Consider the following 13,033-nt stretch of genomic DNA (forward strand, 5'->3'; position numbering starts at 1 on the left):
TATGGCCTGGAATGAACCGGGTAATAATGGCAATGATAAAGATCCGTGGAATAACAAAGGCGGACGAGATCAAGGCCCACCTGATTTAGACGAGGTGCTGCGTAAATTCAGTAACAAGTTTAGTGGCTTATTTGGCGGCAAAAAACCGGGCAATGGTAGCGGCGGTGGACTTGGCGGAGCCGGTATTTCATTTATACTTTTAATTGCTGTAATTGTATGGGCACTCAGTGGTATTTATACCGTGAAAGAAGCCGAGCGTGGTGTGGTTCTTCAATTTGGTAAGTATGATCGTATTGCTGATCCTGGTCTGCGTTGGAAAATGACCTTTATTGAAACCATAATACCAGTAGATATTGAAGCTGTTCGTTCATTATCAACGTCTGGTTTTATGTTAACTGAAGACGAAAACGTAGTAAGCGTTGAGTTCCAAGTTCAATATCGTGTTATTGACCCATACTTGTATAAATTTAGTGTAACTAATGCTGATAGTAGCTTAGAAGAAGCACTAGAAAGTGCACTACGTTATGTAGTTGGCCATGCAAAAATGGACCAAGTACTAACAAACGGCCGTGAGGTTGTGCGCCAAAATACATGGGATGAGCTGAACAAGGTTATTGAACCTTATAACTTAGGTTTAATTGTGACTGACGTGAACTTTAAAGATTCTCGTCCACCGGCTGAAGTTAAAGATGCGTTTGATGATGCAATTGCTGCACAAGAAGATGAAGAGCGCTTTATCCGTGAAGCTGAAGCATATGCGCGTGAAATTGAACCTCGTGCTCGTGGTCAAGTTACACGTATGACTCAAGAAGCCGAAGGTTATCAAGAGCGTATTACACTTGAGGCACAAGGTGAAGTTGCTCGTTTTGAAAAGCTATTACCAGAATATCAAGCGGCTAAAACAGTAACTCGTGAACGTTTATACATTGATGCAATGCAAGAAGTATTAGGCAATAGCTCTAAAGTACTTGTTGATGTAAAAGGTGGCAACAACATGATGTACTTACCACTTGATAAAATTATGGAAAAGCAAGGCACAGCAACCCGTGTTGCACTTCCTAGCTCAAGTGATATTCAAGATTTACGTAACAAAGTAAATACGTCACGCAACAGCTCTGTTAATAGTGGAAATGACCGCTTTAACAACGATCGTTTTAATGATGGGAGATAACAATAATGAAAAACTTTAGTTTAGTCATACTATTAGCTGCCATTGTAATGTCTTTCTCGTCAGTTTTTGTTGTACCTGAAGGGCAAAAAGCAATTGTTTTGTTATTCAGTAAAGTACAAAAAGACAGTGATGATCAAGCCATAGTGTACAGCCCAGGCTTACAATTTAAAGTACCATTTTTTAGCCAAGTACGTCGTATTGATGCACGTATTCAAACGCTTGATGGTACACCAGACCGCTTTGTAACGAGCGAGAAAAAAGACTTAATTGTTGACTCGTTTGTAAAATGGCGTGTTAACGACTTTAGTGCTTTTTACTTGCGTGCTCGTGGCGATAAGCAATATGCTGAAACGCTGCTAGAACAAAAAGTAAATAACGGTCTACGTACTAACTTTGGTACGCGTACTATTCGTGAAATAGTGTCGGGTGAGCGTAGCGAGTTAATGGAAGAGGCGTTAGTACAAGCTTCTGAAAGTGCCCGCGAGCTAGGTATTGAAGTACTTGACGTGCGTGTTAAGCAAATAAACTTACCACAAGAAGTAAGCAGCTCGATTTATCAACGTATGCGTGCTGAGCGTACTGCGGTTGCTAAAGAGCATCGTTCAGAGGGTCAAGAAAAAGCCGAAACAATTCGTGCTGGCGTTGATCGTCGTGTAACGGTAATGCTTGCCGATGCTGAGCGTAATTCACGTACAGTACGTGGTCAAGGTGATGCAGATGCAGCAGCTATTTATGCTAATGCGTACAATAAAGATCCTGAGTTTTTTAGTTTTGTTCGTTCGTTAGAGGCGTATAAACAAACCTTTAAAAACAAGCAAGACGTAATGGTTCTTTCACCAGATAGCGACTTCTTTAAATATATGAAAGGTGCTACTGCACAATAAAGCTAACCAATATATTTAAATCTTAAAAGCCTCGCGTTTAGTGGGGCTTTTTATTGAAACAGATTTAATGCATTAAACCACTGTTATCTATGTGGTTATTAGTTAATATTTATACATATAAATATACGAGCGGAAAATATAAGCTAAACGGGGTGAACTTTGGCTTTGTTTTCTGGTAAAATCTTGTCCTAATTTTTTTAAGTGAAGTTACAATGGGTAAAAACGTTGTTGTATTAGGCACCCAATGGGGTGACGAAGGTAAGGGTAAGGTAGTTGACCTCCTTACAGATAAAGCATCTTTAGTAGTTCGTTATCAAGGTGGGCACAATGCTGGCCATACCTTAGTGATCGACGGTGAAAAGACAGTTCTGCACCTTATTCCATCGGGTGTATTACGTGACAATGTTAAATGTGTGATTGGTAATGGTGTTGTATTATCACCAGAAGCGCTAATGAGAGAGATTGGCATGTTAGAAGCACGTGGCGTACCTGTACGCGAGCGTCTTTTAATCAGTGCTGCATGTCCATTAATTTTGCCTTTCCATGTTGCATTAGATGTAGCCCGTGAAACTGCACGTGGTGATAAGCCAATTGGTACAACTGGCCGTGGTATCGGTCCTGCGTACGAAGATAAAGTGGCACGTCGTGGTTTGCGCGTAGGGGATTTATTTAATCCTGAACTATTCGCAGCAAAACTAGAAGAAGTTCTTGAATACCATAACTTTACTTTAGTTAATTACTATAAAGTAGATGCTGTTGATTTTCAGAAAACCTTTGATGACGCAATGGCCGTTGCTGATATTTTAAAAGCGATGATTGTTGATGTTACTGAGCTTTTAGATCAAACGCGTTTAGCTGGCGACAACATTTTGTTTGAAGGCGCACAAGGTACGTTACTTGATATCGATCATGGTACTTACCCTTATGTAACGTCTTCTAACACTACAGCTGGTGGCGTTGCTACTGGTGCTGGTTTTGGCCCACTACACCTTGATTATGTGCTTGGTATTATTAAAGCATATACTACACGTGTTGGTTCAGGCCCTTTTCCTACAGAGCTTTACGACGGCCTTGATAAGCAAGACCCAGTTGGTAAGCACTTAGGCGATAAAGGCCATGAGTTTGGCGCAACCACTGGTCGACTTCGTCGTACTGGTTGGTTAGATGCCGTAGCAATGCGTCGTGCAGTGCAAATCAATAGTATTTCTGGTTTTTGTTTAACTAAGCTTGATGTTTTAGATGGCTTAGAAACACTTAAAATCTGTACTGGTTATAAGCTTGAAGATGGCACAGTTACTAACGTAACGCCATTAGCAGCTGAAGGTTACGAAAAAGTAACGCCAATATACGAAGAAATGCCTGGTTGGTCAGAAAATACTGTTGGTGTAACTAGCCTTGATGGTTTACCAAAAGCAGCGATTGATTACGTTAAGCGTATTGAAGAGCTCACTGGTGTTCCTGTTGATATTATTTCTACTGGTCCTGATCGTGTAGAAACTATGATACTTCGCAATCCGTTTGCGTAATATCAACTAGACTTGAAAAAAGCTGCTTAATGCAGCTTTTTTTATGTCTAAAAATAACAATAGAGTATAAATAACCTGAGATCCGGATAATAAACTTATCTCAAGCAGCTATTTTCAGCGCTAACTGCGTTGAATTTACTTGCAATAGGCCAGCTATTGACGCGTAAATTCGCCTTGTTTTCACTGAAAACCTCTGGCTAGAGAAAATAAAATTAAATATAACTATGATTCAATACGTTAGTAAATCTCTTAACTAGAGTTCAGGTTAAATATTAATCTTGGAACGATCTTTGTATAGTATTTAATAGGTTTATTTTTATAAGTGATAAAGATGCAGTTACTTTTTAGTCATTCAGTTTTGTTATTACCATTAATGACACTCTCTTTATTGATGAGCAGCAATAGCTTAGCAGAAGAAACGGCAGCAGCAGTGCCACTGTATACTGAGACTGAGTTAATTTCGCTAATTAATAAAAACACCCATTTAGCCCGGGTTAAGGCAGATGATTGCCAGTTAGTACAAGATATAGAAGCGCGAGCCAATAAAATGGCATTACCATCGTATCAGTTTTTATATGGCGATATGCTAGCCTATAACGTATGTGTTGATCGCGATGTAGAGTTAGGTGTGTACTATATGCAAAAAGCGGCTGAGCAGGGCTTAGCAGCGGCTTTAGAGCAGTTAGGGCGTTACTACGACATTGGGCGTTTGGTACAACAAGATAAAGCAATGGCAATCACTTATTTGCGTGAAGCGTCATCGCAGGGAAATTTAAAAGCGCAGTTTCGCTTAGTTAAGTTATTTAACCAAGGCTACGGCAGTCCACGCGACTTTGAAGATATGTATCGTTGGTTATTTAATGCCAAGGTTGCAGATGCCAATACACATAAAAAAATTGAGCGCTTATTAGCTCAGTTAGCCGAAAAAATGCCAGCCAGCGTTGTGGCTCGTGCTCGCCTACCTATGTAAGCATATTAATATACCAAAAATACACTAAAAAGGCCTAACTCTTGCGAGTTAGGCCTTTTTATTAGTTTTTAATAAAAGTGTTAACTTTCTTCTTTAGCTTTTGCTTGTGAATCTTTTAGTAGTGATATTTTAGCCGGTTGCAAAGCAACAATGCGCTCACCTTCTTGCGGTGGTTTTTCCATATCACTGGTAAAGGGTCTAAGTTTAACTGGCGCATCGTCATCGCCATCTTTATCCCCTTTGAGAATAAACAGTGGAATTGCCTCTGGGTTCATTTCTTGATATTGCTCCCAGCTAAACTCATCAGAAATACGGGTAGCACTTACTTTACCGCCTTTCGCTATCACACTGCTTAAGCGTGCATAAGAGCCGTTTTCACCAAATAAAATTTGGCGCGATAAGAAAGTCGCGCTGTCTTTATTCGCTTTAGCATGCGATGAAGATGAGCGTAGCGAAAACACATTTTTATCATTAAGTAAGTGAGAAAAATACTGTACACCTAGCGCATTGTGATGGCGATTTGGTGACAGTGCCAACACACTACGAATAGTTGTTAAAGGCAAGTAACGCTCAGCATGTTCAGATTGCGGATTACCGTAGTAACAAGGCAAGCCATCCATACGGGCCATTTTACAGTTTTCCCATGCAGGGTCAGATAAATGCACAGGAATATTTTGATCTTTTAAGCCACGCGCAATAGCACGCGATACATGGTTTGCACCAATAATTAAAATGGTACTTGGTGATGGTTGACGTACACCAAGCAGTTTAGCTAAAGGGATGGCAGTTAGGCTTTGCAGCACCACGGTAATAATAATAACGGTAAATATGAGCGGCACCATTTTTTCTGCATCAGCAACACCAGCTTCCATCATGCTCAGCGCAAATACAGAACCAACAGCTGCGGCAACAATACCGCGTGGCGCAATCCAAGCGAGTACTAAGCGTGACTTCATTGGTAGGTCAGTACCAAAAGTCGATATTGCAATACACACAGGGCGAGCTATAAATAGCACGATAGCTAAAAATATAAAAACGTCGCTATCTAGCATCATTAAATCAGAGAGTTCTAACCTTGCTGCAAGTAAAATAAACAGTGTTGAGATTAAAATCATCGATAGATCTTCTTTAAACTCAAGCACCGAATCAATTTCTAAATCATCTTGGTTTGCAAGCCAAATACCAAATACAGTCACCGCTAATAAACCTGATTCATGGCTTAAGTGATTAGACACTGAAAAACTTATAAGCACTAGGGCTAAAATGCCAAACTTATGCAACTCAAATGGTAGCCACTCTCGGCGCATAAGTTGTGTAGTAAGCCAACCTGCAACAACACCAATTGTTAAGCCTACACCTAAGGTTTTAACTAGCGCGATAATGGTATGGCTAAATATTTGACCTTCGCCAACCAACATCACGGCTTCGAAAACTAATACGGCAAAAAGAGCACCAATAGGGTCTATAACAATGCCTTCCCAGCGTAGTATTCGGTCGATGTCTTGAGTTGGTCGCATAGAGTTTAGCAAAGGGGCAATAACAGTAGGACCCGTTACAACAAGTACAGCGCCGAGCACAGCAGCTACCCGCCAGTTAAGCTCTAATAGCCAATAGGCACTAAAGCTAATAATTATACACGTAGTGAGCATACCAATAGAGCACAAGTTTCTGACTACTTTACTGATGCCTTTTAATTCTCTGAAGTGCAGGGTGAGAGAGCCTTCAAATAAAATAATAGCAACGCTGAGTGACACAACAGGAAAGAGTAAATCGCCTAAAAGCGCGTCAGGATCTAGTACGCCAGTAAATGGCCCTAATAATAGTCCTGTAAGCAATAAAAACAGAATAGCAGGGACTCTAAACGCCCATGCGACCCACTGGGCAAGCACGGAGCAAAGTGCGATACCGGCTATATAAATTGCTGACATAGAATAAGAATTCCTTGTGAATATGATAGATAAAAGTATAACTTATGTTAATTATAATACAGGGGTATACACGGATAAGTTAAATTTTGCTAATAGAATTTTAGCTGTTTATCAGATATTACGGGTTTTAAAGTCTGTTATTTTATCAGTAATTTTAATAAATACCCTACAAAAAGGATTTAACTTTTTGATAATTAATATAAAAACAGTTCGAAAAACAAGCTGCATTTTACTTAGTTTGAATTTTAACCTTGATTTTACCTGCAGTTTTAGCGTATTATGCTTCGTGTTCAAACAATTAGTTGTCTAATTAAGTGGTTATTTTAAAATAATAACTTATTAATATTAGAGTCACATTAAAGCGGTATAATACTGTTTTGTAGTGATTTAAGGGTTTGAGCAGTATAAATATCATTTACCGAACTCTTTGGTATGATTTTGCTAAACAAGTTTATTTAACTATTTAAATAAATAAAGGTTTGAGTTGAATTATTACCTTTCAATATTTAGCCCCCATCGTGGCGGTTAAATCTCGGTCCTTAAGTCATCACCCTATCTGTTGGTGTATCTGACTTAAGAGGCTCTATGTATGTTGTTAATAAAAAAGCCACACACAGCTTTTACAGCGATACATAAACAACACTTTTTAAATTTTTTGTTAGTACTATTCAACACCGTTGAGTTGTTGCTATTTAGTACTTGCGCTTAAATCTATAACAACAGTTTTAGATAGAGTCGCTTTGCGTGTGTAAAAAAGTGTTTTTAAATGATAAACCAAATTCGAAGCTATGTTTTAAACCTAGCTAACTAGTTTTAGCTCATCACATTGTATGAGCGCAAATAAAATGGAAAGTTGAACATTTATGAATAAGTTAAATTGGCGACGTATAGTACTTAAAGTAGGTAGTGCTTTAATTGCACCGGATCAAGATGGCTGCCGTTCACGTTACATATTAACCATTGCACAGTTTATTGTTCGCTGTCGTGCTCGTGGTATTGAAGTTATTTTAGTTTCGTCAGGCTCAGTTGCTGCGGGGGCACATTTGTTCCCATCAGATACAGCACGTTCAGTCGTGATGAAAAAAGCAATGGCTGCCGCAGGTCAAACAGAAATGATAGCAATGTGGGATAGGTTTTTTGACTTTCCATCAGCTCAATTATTATTAACCCACGGTGACTTACGTGATCATGAACGCTATCAAAGTATTCGCGAAACTGTATTTACTTTACTTGAGCACGGCGTGTTACCTATTATTAATGAAAATGATGCAGTAACAACCGATGATCTAAAAGTAGGTGATAACGATAACTTATCTGCTATGGTTGCAGCAGCAGCTGATGCAGACGCACTGCTTATATTTTCAGATGTGGATGGGTTATATGATAAAAACCCTAACTTGCATGACGATGCTATTTTACTGCCTGAAATAAAATCAATTGATGACTCTATTTATGCTATGGCAGGATGTGCAACTAGCGCAGTTGGTACAGGCGGTATGAAAACCAAAATTGAAGCGGCTGAAAAAGCAACCTCACATGGGATTTCAACTTATATTATTAACGGCTTTAAAGAAGAGACATTTACGCGTTTACTTGCAGGTGAAAACCCTGGGACTATTTTCTTACCATACGAAAAACCAATGCAAGATTCTGTACATTGGATGACGCACACTGCAAATGAGCAGGGTGAAGTTGTTGTAGATGGCTCGTTTGATAAGTCACTCGAAGGCGAAACAGGCTGTATTCGTGGCGATGAAATAATGGCCGTGCATGGCGAGTTCGCAATTGGTGACACTATTTTAGTACGCAGTGAAGATGGTACGCGTTTAGCCAAAGCAACCGCAAATTATAGTAGCTGTTTGTTGAGCTTTATTGCTGACAACGAACAGAGTGAATTCAGCGAAAAAATGCAGGACTCAATTGGACCTGTTATATCTGAAAAACATATCGCATTATTGGAGAAGTCATGAGTTTAATTACGGATATTTCACGCCAGGCAGCAAAAGCTGCTCATCAGTTAGCGTTACTCGATACCGAGACAAAAAATAAAGTGCTATTGGACATGGCTGCAGCACTACGTGCAGAAAAAGCATTTATTATTAAAGAAAACGAAAGCGATTTAGCCGCGGCACGCGACAATAACTTAGCAGCAGCAATGGTTGACCGTTTAACGCTTAACGATGAACGTGTTGAAGCAATGGCTGAAGGCATCGAAGTGATAGTAAGCTTAGATGATCCGGTTGGTCAGCTACGCGATATTACCGAGCGTCCAAATGGCATTAAAATTCGTAAAATGCGCGTACCACTAGGCGTAGTTTGTATGATTTACGAAGCGCGCCCAAATGTAACCGCAGATGCGGGTGCATTGTGTTTTAAATCGGGTAATAGCGTTATTTTACGCGGCGGTAAAGAAGCACTAAAAAGCTCACAAGCAATTGCTAGCGTAATGCACAGCGTGCTAGCAAAGCATAATTTACCAGAAGCACTTATTTCGGTAATTCCTGACCCCGATCGTGGCTTATTAATGGAATTAATGCAGCAACGTGACAGCATTGATTTAATTATACCGCGTGGTGGTGAAGGGTTAATAAACTTTGTAACCGAAAACAGCACAATTCCAGTGATCCAACACTTTAAAGGTGTATGTCATTTATATGTTGATAAAGACGCCGACCTTGAAGTGGCAATTAACCTACTGCTTAATGGTAAAACGCAACGCACCGGCGTGTGTAATGCTTTAGAAGGCTTAGTTGTACATCAAGATATTGCCGATGAGTTTTTAAACTTGTGTGCGGTAGTGTTACGTCAAGAAGGCGTTAAAATTAATGCCGATAGCCAAGCAGCTACGTATTTTGACAATGCAACAGTACTGGGCGACGATGAATTTGGTGAAGAGTATTTAGATTTAGAAATAGCCATTCGCGTGGTTCCAAGTTTTGCGGCAGCTGTAGAGCACATAGCGCAATTTGGTTCGCATCATACAGAAGTAATTTGTACTAAAAACGCTGCTACGGCAGAGTTATTCCAACGTAGTGTTGATGCTTCGGTAGTAACTGTTAACGCTTCATCGCGTTTTTCAGACGGTTCACAACTGGGCTTAGGTGCCGAGATTGGTATTGCAACGTCTAAGCTACATGCCTACGGACCTATGGGCCTTGAGTCACTAACTACTGAAAAGTATTTAGTTAATGGCGACGGTCAGATCCGCGAATAAACTTAGTTTATTTCAGGACAAAACATATTATGAATTTCAAAAGCCGAGCTGCAGCTCGGCTTTTTTGTGCAATAAACTAACTAAGGCTCTACTTAGCTAACCAGTAAAATTAAAAAGCGTGCAATAGCGTTAGCTATATGGCGTATATTTTGGGGTTTAAATACAGAGTGAAACTTAAGATAAAATAGCGAATAAATTGATGGCTTTGAGACAATACTAAAGAGGGAGTAGGAAAGTGGTGGAGCTAAGCAGGATCGAACTGCTGACCTCCTGCGTGCAAGGCAGGCGCTCTCCCAGCTGAGCTATAGCCCCACATTCCTAAATTTTACATATTACGTAAAAGCTTGATTGCTGATTCTCAAGCGGGACGAACTTTAAGATTTTTTATAAAATAGGTCAAGTATTTTTTCACTAATTTTACCGTTTAGATGAAATTTTGGTAGACTCAACAACAATATTCAGTAAAAAGACAATTAAAAATGAAAAAGTATGCCTTAGTACTGATGGTTTTGCTTGTTGGCTGTGCTAACTCAAGTGACGAGCAACCTTATGAAATAAATAATAAACAGTTTCATGAAAAACAAGATGAACAAGGAAATAAGCTATTTGCCTACGTAGTATCGGTAAAGGCTAAAAGCCGCCAGAACATTAATTTAGATAAAAAGTTTACCCGCAGTGACTTTGAGCGTTTTGCAGCGCAAGAGCATTTTGAAGAGTCGAGTATTTTAAAATTGCAGTTAGAAGATCAAGCTGTTGAATTGTTAAATAAAGAGCTTGAAACACGCAACTATTGCCCCGCTAAGCATGAAATTAATGAGGTACTGTGGCGTGATTTAAGTGTGCAATTAAGAGGACGTTGTTTGTAGTATGTTAGCTGATAAAACAAAGTTAGCAGCGCTATTAGCGCAGTTAAATATTAATTATGAGGTGATAGAGCACCCACCATTACATGGCAGTTTAGATGCCGATGCCTTTATGGTGGAGCGCCCAGGTACACGACTTAAAAATTTATTTTTACGTGATAATGAAGGTAAGCGGCACTTTTTAGTTATAACCGCCCATGACAAGCAACTTGATTTAAAAGTATTGTCAAAACAACAAGGGTTATCGCGGTTAGGATTTGCCTCAAGCGAGCGTTTAGCGCGCTATTTAAAAGTAGCACCTGGGTGTGTATCTATGCTTAGCCTAATGAACGACAAGCAAAACGAAGTAAGCGTTTGGCTAGATCAAGATATTTGGCAAGGTGAGCTATTTCATTGTCATCCGTTTGAAAACACCCAAACCTGGTTACTTAATAAAGCAGACTTAGAGCAGTTTTTTAACTTTACTGAGCATCAGCCTCGCGTAGTATTTTTACCTTCAAGGTAAGCCCATATAACCAGCATCAAGCCGCATAGGCAAACAGCCAATAAAGCTGCCATAAATGCGGTTTGCCCATGATGCTGGTATATCACCCCTGGTAATAACGACCCAAGTGCACCGCCGCTGTAATAAAACGATACATACCCGCCATTAGTAACACTTGGTGGTGCTTTACTTATTTTATTAACTAAGGGAGCGGCAGTTGAGTGAATCACAAACATAGACCCGCAAAATAATGTAAATGCGGCTAAAAACACTATTAGCTGGTGGCTCATTAACATGACAATGCTAATACTGTAAAACAAAAATATAGCCGTTAATAAATGCCATGCAGAGGGCACTTTTTTAAGTAACCAAGGTGTTGTAATAGACGCTAAAGCGCCGATTAAATAACCACTGTAAACCAAGCCAATGTCGCGAGTATTAGTGATTAAAAAAGTATTTTGCAAAATAAAAGGTAAATAATTAAGTAAAGCGGCAAAGCAAAAAAACATACAAAATACCGCACCATACACTTTTAGCAGCGGCCCTTCACGCAGTTGTTTAATATAGTCTAGTGGTGAAAGTATTGATTTAACGTTATTACTTTTAAAGCGGGTATGGGGAATACTCCACGCAAGCAAAATGAGCATGGTGGCAATAAAATAATAAAAACTTTGCCAGTGCCATATATCGCTAAAAATAGCTGCCAGAACACGCCCAAAATAGCCGCCTACTATGGTGCTGCCAATGTAGATTGTCATATTTTTTTGCAGTGTATCGGCACTAAAACTCATGCCAATATAACTGGTCATGGCTGTTAATGCCGCTGGTAATATTAGGCCTTGTAAAAAGCGTACCAATAACAGCAGCTCAAAGGTGGGGGCGTAAACAAATAATAAACAGCATCCTCCCAATAACAACATAGCAATGCGTAATATAAATAAAGGATTACGTTTAGTTAAAAACAACCCATACACTAAAGGCGCAATAGCCAGTGGTAGCATAGCCGCAGTCATTAAGCTGCCAGCAACGGCGGGGGCAACACCAAACTCAACTGCAAATAGGCCAAGCAGTGGTTGTGGAGCGTAAAGTACAAAAAAAATAAATACAGAGCAAAGCAACAAGTGAGGTAGGCGCATTATATAGCTTGGCGAGTAACTAATAGTTAAGTGGCAGTATATTAAAAATCCCTTGTGTTTGATAATCTAAAAACGAATACTTTAAGCGACTATTTGGTATGCCCATAAACAGTAATAAGTAATTGTTTACTAAAAGAGTCGCTATCTTTGCGCTAAATCATGGTGTTTTTATCGTCGTTTGTTAGATTAATGATGATAGCGCTGTTATTTGCCGGCATTGGTGATTAAAATAGTCTTAATATTAGTTTTTAGTGGAATAGAGCCATGGGGTCACTTCAAGAGCAATTGCTCCAAGCAGGATTAACAACATCGCATAAAGCTAAAGTTGCTAAATCAGAAAAGCGTAAGCAGCAAAAAAAGCAAAAAAAGGGTGCAACCAGTAACCCTAGCGATTTACAAAAGCATATTCAACAAACAAAACTTGAGCAGCAACAAAAAGCAGAAGAGCTTAACCAGGCACGCCAAGGTAGTTTAAAGCAGCGCGAGCAAAGTGCCCGTGTTAAACAAATTTTAGAACACCATAACCAAGAAGCAATACGTGGTGAGCGTACTTTTAACTTTACTTACGAAAACAAAGTAAAGAGCATTGAAGTAAACGAAAGAACGCAAAAAGCGTTATCGGGTGGTCGCTTAGCTATTTGTGTGCTCGAAGGCCGATTTTACGTATTAGAAGACGAACCGGCACGTAAAGTAGCTGAAGTAGATGAACATTATATTGTTTTTCATGTTGAGCCAGAAAGCAAAGTAAAAGATGAAGACGATCCATACGCCGATTTTGAAATACCAGATGATTTAACGTGGTAAATTTTAGTTAAGTGTAGACTCATTTAATTTTTGCTAAAGTTAACTTAAATGAG

At 39.4% G+C, this 13,033-nt stretch carries 11 protein-coding genes and 1 tRNA gene; 9 read left to right on the forward strand and 3 right to left on the reverse strand.

The features are described 5' to 3' along the window. Position 1: 1 nt before the first annotated feature. The 4 genes from hflK (at position 2) to RB215_RS01360 (ending at position 4,551) form a co-directional block, all read left to right on the forward strand. Complete coding sequence (gene hflK, locus RB215_RS01345; RefSeq protein WP_309216705.1) at positions 2-1,171, forward strand: FtsH protease activity modulator HflK; 1,170 nt, start codon at positions 2-4, stop codon at positions 1,169-1,171. A gap of 5 nt (positions 1,172-1,176) precedes the next feature. Beyond that, positions 1,177-2,055 carry a protease modulator HflC gene (hflC, locus tag RB215_RS01350; RefSeq protein ID WP_011326987.1) on the forward strand — a complete coding sequence of 293 codons (879 nt, stop codon included), beginning with the start codon at positions 1,177-1,179 and terminating at the stop codon, positions 2,053-2,055. A gap of 212 nt (positions 2,056-2,267) precedes the next feature. After that, entirely contained in the window at positions 2,268-3,581 is a 1,314-nt protein-coding gene (locus RB215_RS01355; protein ID WP_011326988.1) for an adenylosuccinate synthase, read from the forward strand. Between the two features lie 331 nt (positions 3,582-3,912). Further along, the gene (locus RB215_RS01360; RefSeq protein ID WP_309216706.1) at positions 3,913-4,551 is read left to right on the forward strand and encodes a flagellar protein MotX; all 639 of its coding nucleotides are present in this window, start codon (positions 3,913-3,915) and stop codon (positions 4,549-4,551) included. 80 nt (positions 4,552-4,631) lie between these two features. Here RB215_RS01360 and RB215_RS01365 read toward each other — a convergent pair whose 3' ends face one another. Beyond that, positions 4,632-6,479, reverse strand: a complete 1,848-nt coding sequence (locus RB215_RS01365; protein WP_058372400.1) for a sodium:proton antiporter — start codon at positions 6,477-6,479, stop codon at positions 4,632-4,634. An 863-nt stretch (positions 6,480-7,342) separates the two neighbouring features. On the opposite strand from RB215_RS01365, the gene proB reads away from it, so the two are divergent. Both proB and RB215_RS01375 read left to right on the forward strand, forming a co-directional pair. Beyond that, positions 7,343-8,449, forward strand: a complete 1,107-nt coding sequence (gene proB / locus RB215_RS01370; protein WP_011326992.1) for a glutamate 5-kinase — start codon at positions 7,343-7,345, stop codon at positions 8,447-8,449. Then, positions 8,446-9,693, forward strand: coding sequence for a glutamate-5-semialdehyde dehydrogenase (locus RB215_RS01375; RefSeq protein ID WP_086994847.1), 1,248 nt, complete (start codon positions 8,446-8,448; stop codon positions 9,691-9,693). The genes proB and RB215_RS01375 overlap by 4 nt, the downstream gene beginning before the upstream one ends. A gap of 236 nt (positions 9,694-9,929) precedes the next feature. Here RB215_RS01375 and RB215_RS01380 read toward each other — a convergent pair. Continuing rightward, positions 9,930-10,005 (reverse strand) — tRNA-Ala (locus RB215_RS01380). A 167-nt stretch (positions 10,006-10,172) separates the two neighbouring features. On the opposite strand from RB215_RS01380, the gene RB215_RS01385 reads away from it, so the two are divergent. Together RB215_RS01385 and RB215_RS01390 are read left to right on the forward strand one after the other, a co-directional pair. After that, positions 10,173-10,559, forward strand: a complete 387-nt coding sequence (locus tag RB215_RS01385; protein WP_011326994.1) for a hypothetical protein — start codon at positions 10,173-10,175, stop codon at positions 10,557-10,559. Position 10,560: 1 nt separating this feature from the next. Continuing rightward, positions 10,561-11,061 carry a prolyl-tRNA synthetase associated domain-containing protein gene (locus tag RB215_RS01390; RefSeq protein WP_011326995.1) on the forward strand — a complete coding sequence of 167 codons (501 nt, stop codon included), beginning with the start codon at positions 10,561-10,563 and terminating at the stop codon, positions 11,059-11,061. On the opposite strand, the gene RB215_RS01395 is transcribed toward RB215_RS01390, so the two are convergent. Next, positions 11,028-12,176 (reverse strand): MFS transporter, encoded by a 1,149-nt coding sequence (locus RB215_RS01395; RefSeq protein ID WP_089367625.1) that lies wholly within the window; start codon positions 12,174-12,176, stop codon positions 11,028-11,030. The genes RB215_RS01390 and RB215_RS01395 overlap by 34 nt on opposite strands. Before the next feature lie 264 nt (positions 12,177-12,440). Here RB215_RS01395 and RB215_RS01400 point away from each other — a divergent pair, with 264 nt between their 5' ends. Next, positions 12,441-12,980, forward strand: coding sequence for a DUF2058 domain-containing protein (locus RB215_RS01400; protein ID WP_011326997.1), 540 nt, complete (start codon positions 12,441-12,443; stop codon positions 12,978-12,980). Positions 12,981-13,033: the final 53 nt, after the last annotated feature.

Origin of the sequence: Pseudoalteromonas sp. HL-AS2 (genome assembly GCF_031198805.1) — a bacterium.
GTDB lineage: Bacteria > Pseudomonadota > Gammaproteobacteria > Enterobacterales > Alteromonadaceae > Pseudoalteromonas > Pseudoalteromonas nigrifaciens.

What these genes read in the sequence shown, in the direction of transcription:
- hflK (WP_309216705.1), top strand. Translation starts at nt 2, where the DNA reads ATGGCCTGGAATGAACCGGGTAATAATGGCAATGATAAAGATCCGTGG.
- hflC (WP_011326987.1), top strand. Translation starts at nt 1,177, where the DNA reads ATGAAAAACTTTAGTTTAGTCATACTATTAGCTGCCATTGTAATGTCT.
- RB215_RS01355 (WP_011326988.1), top strand. Translation starts at nt 2,268, where the DNA reads ATGGGTAAAAACGTTGTTGTATTAGGCACCCAATGGGGTGACGAAGGT.
- RB215_RS01360 (WP_309216706.1), top strand. Translation starts at nt 3,913, where the DNA reads ATGCAGTTACTTTTTAGTCATTCAGTTTTGTTATTACCATTAATGACA.
- RB215_RS01365 (WP_058372400.1), bottom strand. Translation starts at nt 6,479, where the DNA reads ATGTCAGCAATTTATATAGCCGGTATCGCACTTTGCTCCGTGCTTGCC.
- proB (WP_011326992.1), top strand. Translation starts at nt 7,343, where the DNA reads ATGAATAAGTTAAATTGGCGACGTATAGTACTTAAAGTAGGTAGTGCT.
- RB215_RS01375 (WP_086994847.1), top strand. Translation starts at nt 8,446, where the DNA reads ATGAGTTTAATTACGGATATTTCACGCCAGGCAGCAAAAGCTGCTCAT.
- RB215_RS01385 (WP_011326994.1), top strand. Translation starts at nt 10,173, where the DNA reads ATGAAAAAGTATGCCTTAGTACTGATGGTTTTGCTTGTTGGCTGTGCT.
- RB215_RS01390 (WP_011326995.1), top strand. Translation starts at nt 10,561, where the DNA reads ATGTTAGCTGATAAAACAAAGTTAGCAGCGCTATTAGCGCAGTTAAAT.
- RB215_RS01395 (WP_089367625.1), bottom strand. Translation starts at nt 12,176, where the DNA reads ATGCGCCTACCTCACTTGTTGCTTTGCTCTGTATTTATTTTTTTTGTA.
- RB215_RS01400 (WP_011326997.1), top strand. Translation starts at nt 12,441, where the DNA reads ATGGGGTCACTTCAAGAGCAATTGCTCCAAGCAGGATTAACAACATCG.